This is a genomic window from Nioella sediminis, from assembly GCF_001879695.1.
Lineage (GTDB): Bacteria > Pseudomonadota > Alphaproteobacteria > Rhodobacterales > Rhodobacteraceae > Nioella > Nioella sediminis.
In genome coordinates, this window is record NZ_MNBL01000039.1 from 20579 (window position 1) to 36331 (window position 15753).

Here is a 15753-nt window from a genome sequence, read left to right on the forward strand (position 1 = left end):
TTTGATTGCTGTCGGTCGGCTCAGTGACCGAGGATCTGGCTGAGGAACAGCTTGGTCCGGTCCGACTGCGGATTGGTGAAGAACTCTTCCGGTTCGTTCTGTTCCACGATCTGGCCAGCATCCATGAAGATCACGCGGTTGGCGACCTGCCGCGCAAAGCCCATCTCGTGGGTCACGCAGAGCATGGTCATACCTTCCTCGGCCAGCTCGATCATGGTGTCGAGCACTTCCTTGATCATCTCGGGGTCAAGCGCCGAGGTGGGCTCGTCGAACAGCATGATGCGCGGACGCATGCATAGCGAACGGGCAATTGCCACACGCTGCTGCTGACCGCCGGACAACTGGCCGGGGTACTTGTCGGCCTGTTCCGGGATCTTCACCTTTCTCAGGAAATGCATCGCCGTTTCCTCGGCCTCTTTCTTGGGCGTCTTGCGCACCCAGATCGGGGCCAGCGTGCAGTTTTCCAGAATGGTCAGGTGCGGGAACAGGTTGAAGTGCTGGAAGCACATGCCAACCTCGGACCGGATCTTGTCGATATTCTTGAGGTCATTCGACAGTTCGGTGCCGTCCACCACGATCTTGCCCTGCTGGTGTTCTTCCAGCGCGTTGATGCAGCGGATCAGGGTGGACTTACCGGACCCCGAGGGGCCACAGATCACGATCCGTTCGCCACGATACACCGTCAGGTCGATGTCGCGCAGCACGTGGAAGGTGCCGTACCACTTGTTCATGCCCGAGATGTCGATGGCGACCTCGTCGGAGACTTTCATATGGGACCGGTCGATTTCGCGGTCCTGGATGTTCGAAGTTTGAGCGTCAGTCATTTGGACGTCTCCTTAGCGATGCCCGGTATGGAGCTTGCGCTCCAGCCACATTGAGTAGCGGGACATGGAAAAACAGAAGATGAAGAAGCACAGGCCGATGAAGATGAACAGTTCCCAGTAGATACCGTTCCAGGCCGCATCCGCGCGAATTGCGTTGGACAGGCCAATCGGGTCCAGCAGGCCGATGAACACCACAAGAGTGGTATCCTTGAAGAGGCCGATAAAGGTGGACACGATCCCGGGAATGGAGATCTTCAGCGCTTGCGGCAGGATGATCAGCTGCATGGACTGCCAGTAGTCGAGCCCAAGACTGTCCGCGCCTTCATACTGGCCACGTGGCAGGGCCGCGAGGCCCCCACGGACCACCTCGGCGATATAGGCCGAGGAGAAGAGCGTCACCATGATGATCACCCTCAACATCAGATCGAAGTTGGTCCCCGGCGGCAGGAAGTAGTTCAGCAGCAGCGATGCCGTGAACAGCCACACGATCAGGGGAACACCCCGGATGATCTCGATGAAGAAGACCGAACACTTGTTGATGATGAACAGATCCGATTGACGCCCAAGCGCCAGCAGGATGCCAAGCGGCAAAGACATCACGATGCCTGCGACACCGATCACGATGGCCAGCATGAAGCCGCCAAACCGGTCAGAGGCAACCGACTCGATCCCGATCGGCAGAGCCGAGCCAAGCGCCCCGCTGATCGCTCCCGCTACAAACAGCCAGTAGAGCAATGGCACCACGATGGCTGCGATCGTTGCCCCTAAAGCACCGAGTGTTGCGGACCCGTACTTGATGATGGCCCAACCGATTACGAAGCCGAGGGCCGTCACGATCGGACCCCAGATCGTACCGCCCCAGAGCAGCCAATAGGCGGCGAAGGGCATGATGGCCGTCACGATCAGCAGCTTGCGCGGCGCCGTGTCGAACAGAACCGGAGCAATCGCAACACCGAACAGGATCAGCGCCAGGATCGGCCGCCAGTACAGCTCGGACGGGTAGAAGCCGAACAAGAGCTGGTGCCAGCGCGCGCCAATCACAGCCCAACAGGCAACGTCATGGCCAACGCCTGACGCATCCCGGATTTCCCGGCACTCCGACAGAGACTCCGCGTTCCAGATCCCGCCGAGCGCCCAGGGCAGGATATGCGCCAGGACCCAGTAGATCACATAGAGCGAAACCAGCGTCAGGATCGAGTTCAGCCAACCCGAGAACAGGTTTTCCCGAATCCACTTCACCGCACCTTTCTCGGTGATCGGCGGATCCTTGGGGTCCAGCATCTGGGTGCGGACAAATGAAGGTGTATTCGCCATATCACCGCTCCTTCAGCTTGACGGAATTGTTGTAGATGTTCATCACGCCCGAGATGATCAGAGAGGTCACCAGGTAGAACAGACCCAGAAGCAACATGCCCTCCAGCTCTCGGCCGGTCTGGTTGATCGTGATCCCCCCGAGGGTGGAGCGAACATCCATGTAGCCCACAGCGATGGCGAGCGAGCTGTTCTTGGTCAGGTTCAGGTATTGCGAGATGAGCGGCGGAATGATCACCCGCATCGCCTGCGGCAGGATCACCAGGTTCATCGTCCGGTTCGGACGCAGGCCAAGGGCGAAAGCCGCCTCGGTCTGGCCCTTGCTGACGGCCATGATACCCGCCCGGACGATTTCCGCGATGAAGGCCCCGGTATAAAGCGACAGGGCGAACCACAGGGCAATCAGCGAGTTCCGCATGTGGATACCGCCGGAGAAGTTGAAGCCCCTCAGTTCAGGGATGTCCAGCGTCGCCCCAAGGACGAGCATGACAACAACGAACGGCCCAAGGATCACGCCTAGCTGCATCCAGAAGGTCGCGGGCGGTCTGACCCCCGTGGCCTCCTGCGTTCTTGTGGCCCAACGACCGATGGCCTTGGATGCGAACACCCCGCCAACCAGCAGGACCAGAACCAGCAGCCAGTCCATAGCCACGGCAGAAGGAATAACCGCCGCTTCGACACCGTCCGCCGCCTCGGTCATCTCATTGCCGCCAAGCGAGCGGGTGAAGACGACATTGGGAACGTAGATGCCGCGGTTGGTCACGGCCACGCTTTCGCCAAGGATCATCGACGCCTCTGCATCATCCCCGCGGAAGTCGCGCGGACCCGGTGTGGATTCGGTCATGACCGCGAAGATCAGGATGATCCACAGAAGCAGCGGGATGTTGCGGAAGCCTTCGACATAGACGGTCATCAGGCGACCGACAAGCCAGTTCTTCGACAGGCGCAGGACACCGGCGATGACGCCGAGGATGGTGGCCAGGATGCAGCCCAGGAAGGCAACGAGAAGCGTATTCAGAATCCCGACAAGCGCGGCGCGCCCGTGGGTGGAGTCATTCGAGTATTCGATGAGGCGCTGGTTGATATCGTAACCGGCGCGAGAGTTCAGGAAGGCGAAGTTGAAATCTTTCCCGAGCTCTTCAAGATTGTGAACGATGTTCCGTCCCAGGAACCAGATCGCCGCAAGAATGAGGGCGAAGGCGACAACCTGAATGGTCATGGACCGATACCGGGTGTCGTAGATAAGTTGGCTAAGTCGGAAGGACTCGGCCGGTGGGTTTGTTGCTGATGACATTTTTGGCAACCCCGACTGTCGCTGGAGGAGCGACCCACGACCCCCCATTCACCTGTATGACAGGTGGTCCGGTCGCATGGTCAGTACTTGGTGAGGCGCAATTGGAAGAAGGGCGCGGCAATGCCGCGCCCCCCAATTCCGGCTATTCCTTAGCGGAACGGCGGCGAGTAGAGCAGACCACCGTCGGTCCACTGGGCGTTCAGACCACGCGCCAGACCGATTGGGGTGTTCTCACCGATATTGCCTTCAAAGAGTTCACCGTAGTTCCCGACGGAGGAAATCGCGTTAACCGCCCAATCGGAAGACAGGCCGAGCATACCGCCCAGGTCGCCTTCGGAGCCAAGCAGACGGTTGATTTCCGGGTTCTCGGTGCCAGCAGCCAGTTCAGCCACGTTTGCCGAGGTCACGCCAAGCTCTTCAGCTGCGATCAGAGCGTTCAGCGTCCAGCGGACGATGTCACCCCATTCGTTGTCGCCATGACGGACGAGCGGGCCGAGCGGCTCTTTCGAGATGATCTCCGGCAGAACCACGTGGTCGCCCGGGTTCTCGAAGGTAGCACGGGTTGCTGCCAGCCCGGAGGCGTCCGTGGTGTAGCTGTCGCAGGCACCCGCCAGGTACTGCTGCTGACCTTCTGCGTTGGTTTCGATCGGAACCGGCTCGTAGGTCATGTTGTTCGAGGCGAAGAAGTCCGCCAGGTTGAGCTCGGTGGTGGTGCCGGTCTGGATACAGATAGTTGCGCCATCCAGTTCCATGGCCGAGGACACACCCAGTTCACGGGGAACAATGAAGCCCTGACCGTCATAGTAGTTGATGCCGGTGAATTCGAAGCGCAGGTCGACGTCACGGCTGAAGGTCCAGGTGGTGTTCCGGGCCAGCATGTCGACCTCGCCGGAGGCCAGCGCGGTGAAGCGGGTCTGACCGGTGGTGGGGACGAAGTTCACGGCGGTGGAGTCGCCGAGAACGGCCGCGGCGACAGCGCGACAAACGCCAACGTCGAAGCCTTCCCATTCACCGTTTGCATCGGGCGCCGCGAAGCCGACGAGGCCAGTGGTCACGCCGCAGTTCAGTGCACCACGCGCGCGGACTTCGTCCAGCGTCTGCGCGGACACAGCACCAGCTGCGAGACCTGCCACGGCAAGCGTGCCGAGAAGAACGGATTTTTTCATGTTTACCTCTTCCTGATGGTTCGCCCTTTTGGGCGACTTGTTCGGCCATTAAGGCCCTTGAATTGGGAGGGGCAAACGCCATCAGCACCAGCCCCCGCCCTTTAATTGGGCAAATCTGGGTGATGAGGTCAAGGGTAGGGTTTGGTGAAACACACTGTTCCAAGGCTTACCTAGGGTAAATTTCCCAAGGTGCCCGGGCCCTGCGCAACAGCATTATCAAAGTGCCTAGGGAAACATCACGTTCCTTGCGCAAGGCGCAGGAAATTCGCTGCATGCAGGAAAGCCCGGCGCTTGATCTCGGCGGCCTCGGTCGCTTCGTCGTCCTCGCCCCACTGTGAGATCTGCCAATCCTCATCGATTCGGCTCAGGCGCCAGGCTGCGTCAGGGTCGATTTGCTCATTCGCGACACTCAACCCCAGCACAAGCGACCCCGAGAGCGTCACAAGGTCATGCAATGCGGTCAGGGAAAAGGGCCGATACCCCGCCACGACACGGGCATAAACCGCAAGGCTTTCGTCGGGATGATCGGCGGGCAATATGCCAGACACCACCGCCAGCGGTGCAGAATAGGTCTTCTCCGCCCAGTCCAGAACCGGGTTCCAGCCCTTGTTTTGCTGATCTGCCAGCTCTTTGGGGGACTCTGCGCGATGACACAGCAGATCGGTCTCCGCATAGGCTGCCAGCATTGCGGCCACTTCCGCGTGCTGGGTCGCCACCTTGTCGATCGCCGCGTTTGCCGAGCGCGTGAAAGGCATCGACAGCGGGTCGATCACGCCTTCCTGCGCCTGCCATTCGGCGGCCACGGCGTCGGCCATTTCACGCGTCGGCAGCGCCATTGCGGATTTCAGAGGGGTGCGCACCGGACGTCCGTCCAACAGCACCTGCCAACCGCCCTCGGCATCGGCAACGCGTGTTTCCTTCCAGAACCGTTTCGCCTTCCATTCGCTCATTGCTCAGCCCCAGATCTCGTTCAATGCATTGTCCAATTGGTCGAAATGCGTCAGCACTTTCATTGCCCCTGCGGTCACCAGATTTTCTGCCGGGTGATAGCCCCAGTTGACCCCAATCGCCGGAATTCCGGCATTGCGGCCCATTTCCATGTCGAAAACCGTATCCCCGAGAATCACCGCATGTGTAGTATCTACCCCGGTTTCCGACAGACAGGCCTGGATCATCGAAGGGTTCGGTTTCGACGGGTGATCGTCCGCCACCTGCACCGTCTGGAACAGGCGGCGAAGCCCGTGCATCTCCATCAGGTGATCCATGCCGCGCCGTGACTTTCCGGTAGCAATGCCAAGCAGCAGGTCGTCCCGCGCGGCCAGTGACTCCAGCATTTCGCGCGCGCCGGGATAGAAAGGCGACAGCGCCTCGCCGCCCGCAACCCTCATGCGCATGAAGCCGTCCTTGTACCCCTCGACCAAGGCCGATTGCAGCGCCAAATCGGCCCCTGGCATCAGCCGGTCGATGGCCACAGGCAAGGACAGACCAACAATCGACAGGGTCTCTTCGCGCGTTGGCGGGGTCAGGCCCTGCCCTTCGAAGGCGGCAGTCATTGCGCCGACAATATGGGCCTGGCTGTCGATCAGCGTACCGTCGACATCGAAGATGACCAGTTTCAGGGTCATTTTACCCCTTCGAACGGGTCTTCTGCGGCAAGGCTTTCATCCCAGCCCAGCGTTTCCCAGCTTTGCGCCATATGTTCAGGCAAAGGGGCGGTGATGGTGATCTCTTTATGAGTCACCGGATGCTCGAACCGCATCATCCGCGCATGCAGATGCAGTTTCTTCGAGATGATCCCACCCAGTTGCGCACCCCAGCCATCGCCCAGGTTTTCCTGCCCCGAGCCACCATATTTTCCGTCCCCGATGATCGGGTGCCCGATCTCGGCCATATGCGCGCGCAGCTGATGGGTCCGGCCCGTAATCGGCTCCATCGCCACCCAGGCGGCGCGCGACGCGACGCGGTAGAGCGTGGCATAGAGCGTATGGGCGCGCTTGGCGTCGGGGTTCTGGTTCATGTCGCGCGGATGGATGGCGATCATCTTCTCGCCCTCGCCCTTGCGGCCATGGCCGGGCGCTTTCATCAGGCCGAAGCGGATCTCGCCAAGATAGGGCGTCGGCACACCAGCCACCAAAGCCCAGTAGATCTTGCGCGTTTCCCGGTGACGCATTGCGGCGGTCAGGGCCTTCGCGGCCTCTCGCGTGCGGGCCAGCAGCAGAACGCCCGAGGTGTCCTTGTCCAGCCGGTGCACCAGCCGCGGCTTGTCCTCGAATCCGAATTTCAGCGCCTCGGCCAGCCCGTCCACATGGCGGGTCTGCTTGCTGCCGCCCTGCGTGGGCAGGCCCGGCGGCTTGTTGAGCGCAATGATATGGTCGTCGCGGTAGATTACCGCGCCCTGGATCATCTTCGCATCGGCATCGGACACATGGTCCCGCTTGGTAAAAGGTTGCGGCGCGGCCTCATCGGGCAGCGGCGGGATGCGCACGGATTGTCCCACTTCCAGACGGGTCGCAGGTTTCACCCGCCCGCCATCGACGCGGATTTCTCCCTTGCGGCACATCTTCTCGATCCGCACCTGTCCGATATGGGGAAAGCGCCGCTTGAACCAGCGGTCGAGGCGCTGATCGCCCTCGTCGGGGCCGACTTCCACTGTCTGAACACCACTCATACGAACATCCCCCGTGCCAGCCACAGGCCCAGAAGCAGCCCGAAGATCGAACACACGACCGAGGCCACGACATACAGCACCGCCCCGCTCAGATCGCCGCGTTCATACAGCGTTACGGCCTCCAGCGAGAAGGCGGAAAACGTGGTGAAGCCGCCCAGAACACCGGTCATCACGAAGGGCGACAGATGCGTCAGGCCGCGATGCGCGGCCGCCACCACGAAAACCCCCATCAGGAATGACCCCACGATATTCACCGTGATCACGCCAAGCGGAAAGGCCCCGTGCCCGACCAGACGAACGATGCCGACCCCGGTCGCATAGCGCGCCGAGGCCCCGATGGCGCCACCAAGGGCGACCTGAAGAAGCGTTGCAAACATGGGCGGGGTTTGTGGCTTTGGCCCACCGATGTCAATGGCTCAGCCGGTTCTGCCGTAGAAGGTCATGCGCGCGGTTTCAGACAGCGCGACACCGGGTTTCGAATTATAGGCCAACACCGCCAGCATCCGTGTCCGCGCGCCTTCATTCGGCGCAACCCGGTGCATCGAATTGCGGCCCCGGAAGAACACCAGCGTTCCCGCATCGGCATTCAGCACATCGACCTTCGCCTGCCCGTCCAGTACTGCGGCCACCGCTTCGAACCCCATCTCGCCCGCATCCGCATCGCGAATATCGGTCACATACTCGAACTGCCCGCCCTTTTCGGGGGCCTGCACCATCAGCGTGATCGAGAAAGAGGAATTGTCGAAATGCCAGCCCAGTTCCTGCCCGGTTTCGTGGAAATGCAGGTTGATCGACGACAGCGGGTCGGCATATTCGAACAGCTGCCTCTCCCCCAGAACGTGACACAGAAACTCCCGAAACGCAGGGTGGTCGTAAAGAGCCCGCAAGGGGGAATCTGCCCCGATCTGATCATCGGTCAGGCACCCCTTGGACGAGGTCACCAGCCGGTTGCGCGGATGGTCCGGGGCAAATTCCGGGTCGGGCTTGCTGAGATAGACCGTATGCGTTTCGGGCTTGGTATAGACGCGGTCGCGTCCGGCCTCTCCCTCAGCGCGCATCGCCTCCACCGCGTCGGGTCGAACGAACCCCTCCATGACGAACACGCCAGAGGCATCGAACGCCGCTTTCGCAGCCGCGCGAAACGTCTCATCCGAAATCGGGTATTGCTCAAGATCGACGATATCCTGCAAGTCCATGTACGGCGTCCCTATCCTTGTCGTTTCGCGCGCTGGCGGGCGAACCAGTCCAGCCGTTTTTTCAGATCCCGTTCAAATCCACGTTCGACCGGCTGATAGAAATCAGCACGCTTCATGCCGTCGGGGAAGTAATTCTGTCCCGAAAACCCGTCCTCGGCATCATGATCGTAAGCATATCCGTCACCGTATCCCTGATCCTTCATCAACCCCGTGGGCGCATTCAGGATGTGTTTGGGCGGCGGGGCGGACCCGGTTTTAGCGGCGGCCTTCCGCGCGCCCTTGTAGGCCACGTAGATCGCGTTCGATTTCGGCGCCAGCGCCAGATAGGCCACCGCCTGCGCCAGCGCCAGTTCCCCTTCCGGGCTGCCGAGCCGTTCATAGGTCTGCCAGGCATCGAGGCACAGCCGCTGCGCCTGCGGGTCGGCGAGGCCGATATCCTCCACCGCCATCCGGGTGATGCGCCGGGCCAGAAAGCGCGGGTCTTCGCCGCCCTCCAGCATCCGCGCGAACCAGTAAAGCGCCGCGTCGGGGTCTGACCCGCGCACCGATTTATGCAGGGCGGAGATCAGGTTGTAATGGGCATCGCCCGATTTGTCATATTGCGCCGCGCGGCGGCTGAGTCGCTGGCCAAGCGCCTTGGGATCAAGCGGCGCGTCGACCTTCCACGCCGCCACCTGTTCCACCAGGTTCAGCATCGCCCGCCCGTCGCCATCGGCCATTTCGCGCAAGGAAGCGCGGGCATCTTCGGTCAGGGGCAGCTGTGTCTCAAGCTCCGCCTCTGCGCGGGCGATCAACTGGTCCAGATCCTCGTCATTCAGACGCTCCAGAACCAGAACCTGCGACCGGCTGAGAACAGCCGCATTCAATTCAAATGAGGGATTTTCGGTTGTCGCCCCAACCAGAAGAATCGTGCCATCTTCCATATGTGGCAGAAAGCCATCCTGTTGGGCTTTGTTGAACCTGTGGATCTCATCCACAAACAGCAGCGTACCGCCGCCATTGGCGCGGCGATGCTTGGCGGCCTCGAACACCTTTCGCAGGTCCGGCACACCGGTGAAAATCGCGCTGATCTGCACGAAACTCAGGTCCGTTTCCTGCGCCAGCAGGCGCGCAATGGTGGTCTTGCCCACGCCGGGCGGCCCCCAGAAGATCAGTGACCCGAGTGACCCTGCGTCCAGCATCACCCGCAGGCTGCCATCGGGGCCCAGCAAATGGCCCTGCCCGATCACCTCGGACAAGGCACGGGGGCGCAGCCGGTCGGCCAGGGGCCTTGGTCCGGCTGCGTTGGAGTCGGAGGATGGGGCATGTGCGAATAAATCGGCCATGCCCGCACCCTATGTCTGGATACGGTCGGGGAAAAGCCATTCCGGCATACACCATCCGATCAATGCATCTTCGTGGCCATGCTGATCGACACCGCGACGCTTTTCTCTCCGTCGAAGTCCAGCTCACGACCGGCGGGCACACAATCAAGCCCGACCCGGCGGGCCAGACGCGGCGAATTCGCGGGAATGATGCCAATCAGCTCGGACGCCCCCAGATCCCGCGCCGAGCTGACCATTTCCGAAATCAGCTGCATCTGTACCCGGAAACGCAGTTTCGCCGGAACCTCTCGGCTGACGAAAACGCGGCTCGATTCCCAGATATGGCTCGCGACAGGCGCTTTCCGATCCAGCAGATCCGCCGGGATAGACTCCAGCAGCCCGCGCTGTGCGTCGCGGATCATGTAGGTGTAGATGCCACAGCGATGCGTGGTCGGCGTCAGCCGAACCCCGGCCATGACATGGCCGTCTTCATGAACCGTGACCCACCGGCTGGCCGGTGTATCGTACTGGTCGAACTCCATGCCATTCGCTTCGGGCAGATCCCATCGGTTCTGCACGATAAAAGTCTGGTGTCGCGCACGGAGCATATTCGCGAACAGCTCACCATGATTGTGCATGTTCTCGAAAGACAGTGTAGTGACTTGCATTGAGGTGCCTCCTGGTTGGCGGTTGGTAAACCCTGAACCGCGAGGCAACTGCCTTTGCTGTCATAATAATCGGAATTCCCGCGCTTTCTTGAGTGCTTCGGCCGTGGTTCGCGCACCCAAGCGAACGCGGGCGGACGACAGGCGCGCTTTCAACGCGCTCTCGGAAATACCCAGCTTGGCAGCCGCTGCGGTATGTCTGTCTCCATCGGCGATCAGGCGAAGCGCCTCGATCTGAGCCTTGGTCAGTTCGGTGGGTGGTGCAGCGGCCTCGTGAAGCGCGCGGGATACCACTGCAATCGCGTCAAGCTCGTTATCCGTGAATTCACGGTCCGAGCGCGCGCACCCGATGATTGACCGGGACGTGATCGGCCCGCAGGACACCACCGCACCATAAAGCAGGCCATGGCGTTTGGCCTTCTGCATGATGCTGAACGGGTCCGGCAGGCGGATTTCACTCCACCTGGTCTGTCCACTTATGCCAATCCCCCAGAATACCAGCGGGTCGCGCAAAGCGTAGGCATTGTCCTGATACTCCTGCTGCCAGTCCGGCGGATAGGTGCTTTTCAGAATCATTGGCGACGCAAAACGGATATGCAGCCCCACGGTATACCCCATTGGGGCAAGGGCTTTCAGCTGATCCAGCAAGGATATGAGTACTCTACTATTGGACATGTCTTTTTGGACAGGTTGTCGGAATTCGGGTGCTCCGTAAAGTCATATTATGACGATTGATGTTGTGTGTCGAATGGCTGAAAAGGTAAATCCGCATATTTTTGCGCGGATCATGGGGCTTCCGGGCCCCATTCGTCGGGATATTCTGGAATTCATGGGGCAAACTCCTGTTTGTGAACGGGAATTGGAACGTCTTGTCGCGGATGCCGCGGATCGGAATGGAATCGAAATACCAAAAGCGTCTTAACGAACCTGGAAAATGCCACAAGCTTAACGAAAAAACCCCGCCAAAATCGGCGGGGGTTCGTCGTTTCAATAGGGCGAACCGGTAAGGATCAATCCTCGGCGGCTTCTTCGGCCTCGACGCGGGCGCGGTCGGCGGCGCCCTTTGCGTCAACGTCGCGGTCCACGAATTCGATGATCGCCATCGGCGCCATGTCGCCATACCGGAAGCCAGCCTTCAGAACGCGCACATAGCCGCCCTGACGTTCCGCGTAACGGGGGCCGAGCACTTCGAACAGTTTCGCAACATAGGCGTCCTGCTTCAGCTGAGCAGCGGCCTGACGGCGGGCGTGCAAATCGCCACGCTTGCCCAGAGTGATCAGCTTTTCGATGATCGGGCGCAGTTCCTTGGCCTTGGGCAGGGTGGTCTTGATCTGCTCGTGCTCGATGAGCGAGCCAGCCATGTTGGCGAACATCGCCTTGCGGTGTTCATGGGTGCGGTTGAGGCGGCGGTAGCCACGTGCGTGACGCATGATGAAGTCTCCTGACTTTGTGCTTTGTCCGGGGCCGGTGCGTGCCGGTCCCTCCTTGGTGGGGCAGGATTGCCCATTTGGTCCCCGCCAGCGCGGGCATTTTTCGGGAAGGTGAGCAAACTGCCCACCCTACCCGGGATTTCGTAGGGTGGGCAAACTGCCCACCTTCCGATCAGAAGTTGTCTTCGAACTTCTTGGCCAGATCCTCGATGTTGTCGGGCGGCCAGTCGATGATGTCCATGCCCAGGTGCAGACCCATCCCGGACAGCACTTCCTTGATTTCGTTCAAGGACTTGCGGCCGAAGTTCGGGGTGCGCAGCATCTCGGCTTCGGTTTTCTGGATCAGGTCGCCGATATAGACGATGTTGTCGTTCTTCAGGCAGTTTGCAGACCGGACCGACAGCTCCAGCTCGTCGACCTTCTTCAGAAGCAGCGGGTTGAACTCCAGATCGTCCTCGTCGTCCGCGCGGCCAGCGGCCTCGGGCTCATCGAAGTTGACGAAGATCGACAGCTGGTCCTGCAGGATGCGCGCGGCATAGGCCACGGCGTCATCCGGGGTCACGGACCCGTCGGTTTCCAGCTTCAGCGTCAGCTTGTCATAGTCCAGAACCTGACCTTCGCGGGTCGGCTGCACGTCATAGGACACTTTCTTGACCGGCGAATAGATCGCGTCGATCGAGATCAGGCCGATCGGCGCATCCTCGGGGCGGTTCTTTTCCGCCGCGACATAGCCCTTGCCGGTATTCACGGTCAGTTCCATGAACAGATCGGCGCCCTCATCGAGGTGGCAGATCACGTGATCGCGGTTCAGGATCTCGATACCGGCGGATTCCGAGATGTCACCAGCGGTGACGACCTTGGGGCCCTTGGCCGAGATGGAGATACGCTTGGGGCCTTCCACATCCATGCGGATGGAAACGCCTTTCAGGTTCAGAACCACGTCGGTCACGTCTTCACGAACACCCGCAATGGACGAGAACTCGTGCAGCACGTTGTCGATCTGGACCGAGGTGATGGCCGCGCCTTGCAGCGACGACATCAGAACGCGACGCAGCGCGTTGCCAAGCGTCAGACCAAAGCCGCGCTCCAGCGGTTCGGCGATGACCGTGGCCTGACGGGCCGGGTCGTTGCCGGGGTTGACCACCAGTTGCGTGGGCTTGATCAGCTCTTGCCAATTCTTATGGATCATGTGTCGCCTCCATTCCTGTTCGCGGGCGGATCCCTTGCCCGGAACGCTCGAGGATCAAAATGACAAACCTGCGGGCCGTGTGGGATTCACACGGCCCGCAGGCAAGTAGACATAATCAGACGCGGCGGCGCTTCGGGGGGCGGCAGCCGTTATGTGCGATCGGGGTCACATCACGGATCGAGGTGATGTTGAAACCGACGGCAGCCAGGGCGCGCAGCGCGCTTTCACGGCCGGAACCGGGGCCCTGAACTTCCACTTCCAGCGTCTTCACGCCGTGTTCCTGTGCCTTGCGGCCTGCATCTTCTGCAGCCATCTGCGCGGCATAGGGGGTGGATTTCCGAGAGCCCTTGAAGCCCATGGTGCCGGCAGACGACCAGGAAATGGCGTTGCCCTGCACGTCGGAAATCAGGATCTTGGTGTTGTTGAAAGAGCTGTTCACATGCGCCACGCCAGCGGCGATGTTCTTGCGCTCTTTACGCTTCGGGGATCTTTTGTCACGAGCCATTGTGCGAACCCTCCCTTATTTCTTCTTACCGGCAATGGCCTTTGCGGGGCCTTTGCGGGTACGGGCATTGGTGTGGGTCCGCTGACCGCGAACGGGCAGGTTCCGGCGATGACGCAGACCGCGATAGCAGCCCAGGTCCATCAGACGCTTGATGTTCATCTGGGTTTCGCGGCGCAGGTCGCCTTCAACGGTGAAGTTGGCGTCGATATGCTCGCGGATGGCCAGAACCTCGGCATCCGACAGCTCGTTCACGCGACGGGTTTCGTCGATGTTCACGGCTTCGCAGATGGATTTCGCGGAGGCGGGGCCAATTCCGGTGATGTAGGTCAGCGCGATCGGAACGCGCTTGGCGGTGGGGATGTTTACCCCGGCAATACGTGCCACGTAGTCTTCCTTTTCCGTTGCGGTTCCGTAGCTCCAGAACCTTTTTTCACAACCGAAAGCCCGAGGCGGTCAGCCTGCGGGCCATCGAACAATTCGGTACGAGGGGGATGCAGGGCTGATTCCCGCAAGTCTCGCGATTCCCGGATGGGAAGCCTGCTGTTAGGCGGATTTCCCCACCGGGTCAAGGGCGTTCGGCTTTTGTCAAGAACTTTCTGGAAAGCCCCTGCCCAGCCCGGTCAGATGTCGCACAGATCGAGCGTCGCCATCTCTTCCCCGCCACGCATGACGGCCACCTCGTCGGGATGTTCCGGGTCGAGAAGGAAGGCCGTTTCGCCGTCAACACCCTGCCAGCGGCAACTGCCCAGCTCGGCACCCGTTTCCGGCACGTCCATCCCCGGCAGATCGAGCTGAAATGCGCAATGGCTGGACTCTGCGTTATCCGGCTGTTCAAGGGCCTCGAACGCCTCGATCAGCAGATCCTCCAGATCCCACTGAGAGAAACCGGACCGGCAATCGTCCTGCGCCAGCGCCACGGCGGGGGCTGCGATCAGGGCCGCGGTCAGGGTCAGCGCCACGGCCCGCATCGGGATCACGCGTCCAGAACGCTGCGGATCGCGCCCGCGACCTCGTCGATCTCGCCCAGACCATCGACCACCGACAGATCGCCCTTGGCATAGTAATAGCCGATCAGCGGCGAGGTCTTCTTGTAATATTCCATGAGCCGCTGCTTGAGGCTGTCCTCATTGTCATCGGCCCGGCGCTTGAACTCGGTGCCGCCGCAGTTGACGCATTTGCCATCGGCGGGGATCGGCTTGGTGATGTCGTTATAGACCTCACCGCAATTGCCACAGGTGGACCGGGCGGTGATCCGGGCGACCAGCGCCTCGTCATCAACGCGCATCTCGATCACCGCATCCAGGGTCTGCCCGGTCTTCGCCAGCAGCGCGCCGAGCGCATCGGCCTGCGCCAGCGTGCGCGGGAACCCGTCAAAGATGAACCCGTTCGCTTCAACCGTGGTCAGCTGCTCTTCGATCAGCCCGATCACGATCTCGTCGGTCACCAGTTCCCCTCGGGCCATCACATCGGCCACACGCTTGCCCATCTCGGTCCCCGAGCTTTGGGCGGCGCGCAGCATGTCTCCGGTAGACAGCTGGACCATGTTGCGCTCATCCACCAGGATCCGCGCTTGTGTGCCTTTGCCGGCCCCCGGGGGCCCGAGTAGAATAAGGTTCATCGGCGCGCGGGTCCTTTCCGTTTGTTGCGGCTGCCGCCGGACTTGCGCCCGCGCAGCTGCGATTTCTCGATCAGCCCCTCATACTGATGCGCCAGCAGATGCGACTGCACCTGTTGCACCGTATCCATACCCACCGACACGATGATCAGGATCGAGGTGCCGCCGAAATAGGCCGTGATCGTCAGCTGAGTACGGACGATCTCGGGCAGCAACACCACCAGCGCCAGATAAGCGGAGCCCAGAACCAGGATGCGGTTGGTCACATATTCCAGGTATTCGGCGGTCTTCGGACCGGGGCGAATGCCGGGAACAAAGCCGTTCTGGTTCTTCAGGTTGTCGGCGACGTCATCCACCTTGAACGACACGTTGAGCGTGTAGAAATAGGTGAAGAAGATGATCATCGCTGCGAAAAACAGCAGGTAGAGCGGCTGCCCGGGGCCGAACATCGCCAGGATCCAGGTCATCACCGGGCCAGCATTCTGGCCCGAGAAGGTCGAGACCGTGGTCGGCAGCAGCAGCAGCGACGAGGCGAAGATCGCCGGGATCACACCCGCCGGGTTCACCTTGATTGGCAAGTGGCTGG

Annotated in this window: 19 protein-coding genes; all 19 read right to left on the minus strand. The window is 61.0% G+C overall.

Annotation, left to right across the window (positions count from 1 at the left end; translation table 11 throughout):
* Positions 1–20 precede the first annotated feature (20 nt).
* Positions 21–824: an amino acid ABC transporter ATP-binding protein gene (locus BKY26_RS04905; protein ID WP_071689283.1), complete on the minus strand. Its 804-nt coding sequence runs from the start codon at positions 822–824 to the stop codon at positions 21–23.
* A gap of 12 nt (positions 825–836) precedes the next feature.
* On the minus strand, positions 837–2138 hold the full coding sequence (locus tag BKY26_RS04910; RefSeq protein WP_071689284.1) for an amino acid ABC transporter permease: 1302 nt from the start codon (positions 2136–2138) through the stop codon (positions 837–839).
* A 1-nt stretch (position 2139) separates the two neighbouring features.
* Complete coding sequence (locus tag BKY26_RS04915) at positions 2140–3429, minus strand: amino acid ABC transporter permease (RefSeq protein WP_071689285.1); 1290 nt, start codon at positions 3427–3429, stop codon at positions 2140–2142.
* 149 nt (positions 3430–3578) lie between these two features.
* On the minus strand, positions 3579–4595 hold the full coding sequence (locus BKY26_RS04920) for an amino acid ABC transporter substrate-binding protein (protein WP_071689286.1): 1017 nt from the start codon (positions 4593–4595) through the stop codon (positions 3579–3581).
* 236 nt (positions 4596–4831) lie between these two features.
* Positions 4832–5545: an ATP12 family chaperone protein gene (locus BKY26_RS04925; protein WP_071689287.1), complete on the minus strand. Its 714-nt coding sequence runs from the start codon at positions 5543–5545 to the stop codon at positions 4832–4834.
* 3 nt (positions 5546–5548) lie between these two features.
* Entirely contained in the window at positions 5549–6220 is a 672-nt protein-coding gene (locus BKY26_RS04930) for an HAD-IA family hydrolase (protein WP_071689288.1), read from the minus strand.
* Positions 6217–7263 (minus strand): RluA family pseudouridine synthase, encoded by a 1047-nt coding sequence (locus BKY26_RS04935; RefSeq protein ID WP_071689289.1) that lies wholly within the window; start codon positions 7261–7263, stop codon positions 6217–6219. Before BKY26_RS04935 ends, BKY26_RS04930 begins: the two co-directional genes overlap by 4 nt.
* Positions 7260–7640 (minus strand): fluoride efflux transporter CrcB, encoded by a 381-nt coding sequence (gene crcB, locus BKY26_RS04940; protein WP_071689290.1) that lies wholly within the window; start codon positions 7638–7640, stop codon positions 7260–7262. Before crcB ends, BKY26_RS04935 begins: the two co-directional genes overlap by 4 nt.
* 39 nt (positions 7641–7679) lie before the next feature.
* Positions 7680–8459: a HalD/BesD family halogenase gene (locus BKY26_RS04945; protein ID WP_071689291.1), complete on the minus strand. Its 780-nt coding sequence runs from the start codon at positions 8457–8459 to the stop codon at positions 7680–7682.
* 11 nt (positions 8460–8470) lie between these two features.
* Complete coding sequence (locus tag BKY26_RS04950) at positions 8471–9784, minus strand: replication-associated recombination protein A (protein WP_071689292.1); 1314 nt, start codon at positions 9782–9784, stop codon at positions 8471–8473.
* Between the two features lie 59 nt (positions 9785–9843).
* Positions 9844–10431, minus strand: coding sequence for an acyl-homoserine-lactone synthase (locus tag BKY26_RS04955; protein ID WP_071689293.1), 588 nt, complete (start codon positions 10429–10431; stop codon positions 9844–9846).
* 60 nt (positions 10432–10491) lie between these two features.
* A complete protein-coding gene (locus BKY26_RS04960; protein WP_071689294.1) occupies positions 10492–11103 on the minus strand; it encodes an autoinducer binding domain-containing protein in 612 nt (203 codons plus the stop codon).
* Between the two features lie 335 nt (positions 11104–11438).
* Positions 11439–11858 carry a 50S ribosomal protein L17 gene (rplQ, locus tag BKY26_RS04965; protein WP_071689295.1) on the minus strand — a complete coding sequence of 140 codons (420 nt, stop codon included), beginning with the start codon at positions 11856–11858 and terminating at the stop codon, positions 11439–11441.
* A gap of 172 nt (positions 11859–12030) precedes the next feature.
* Positions 12031–13047: a DNA-directed RNA polymerase subunit alpha gene (locus BKY26_RS04970; protein WP_071689296.1), complete on the minus strand. Its 1017-nt coding sequence runs from the start codon at positions 13045–13047 to the stop codon at positions 12031–12033.
* Positions 13048–13162: 115 nt separating this feature from the next.
* Positions 13163–13552, minus strand: coding sequence for a 30S ribosomal protein S11 (rpsK, locus tag BKY26_RS04975; RefSeq protein WP_071689297.1), 390 nt, complete (start codon positions 13550–13552; stop codon positions 13163–13165).
* A gap of 15 nt (positions 13553–13567) precedes the next feature.
* Positions 13568–13936 (minus strand): 30S ribosomal protein S13, encoded by a 369-nt coding sequence (rpsM, locus tag BKY26_RS04980; RefSeq protein ID WP_071689298.1) that lies wholly within the window; start codon positions 13934–13936, stop codon positions 13568–13570.
* Positions 13937–14172: 236 nt separating this feature from the next.
* The gene (locus BKY26_RS04985) at positions 14173–14529 is read right to left on the minus strand and encodes a hypothetical protein (protein ID WP_131541772.1); all 357 of its coding nucleotides are present in this window, start codon (positions 14527–14529) and stop codon (positions 14173–14175) included.
* Positions 14526–15170: an adenylate kinase gene (locus BKY26_RS04990; RefSeq protein WP_071689300.1), complete on the minus strand. Its 645-nt coding sequence runs from the start codon at positions 15168–15170 to the stop codon at positions 14526–14528. The genes BKY26_RS04985 and BKY26_RS04990 overlap by 4 nt, the downstream gene beginning before the upstream one ends.
* A partial coding sequence (locus BKY26_RS04995) for a preprotein translocase subunit SecY (protein ID WP_281249811.1) occupies positions 15167–15753 on the minus strand: 587 nt, incomplete at its 5' end. The genes BKY26_RS04995 and BKY26_RS04990, both read right to left, overlap by 4 nt.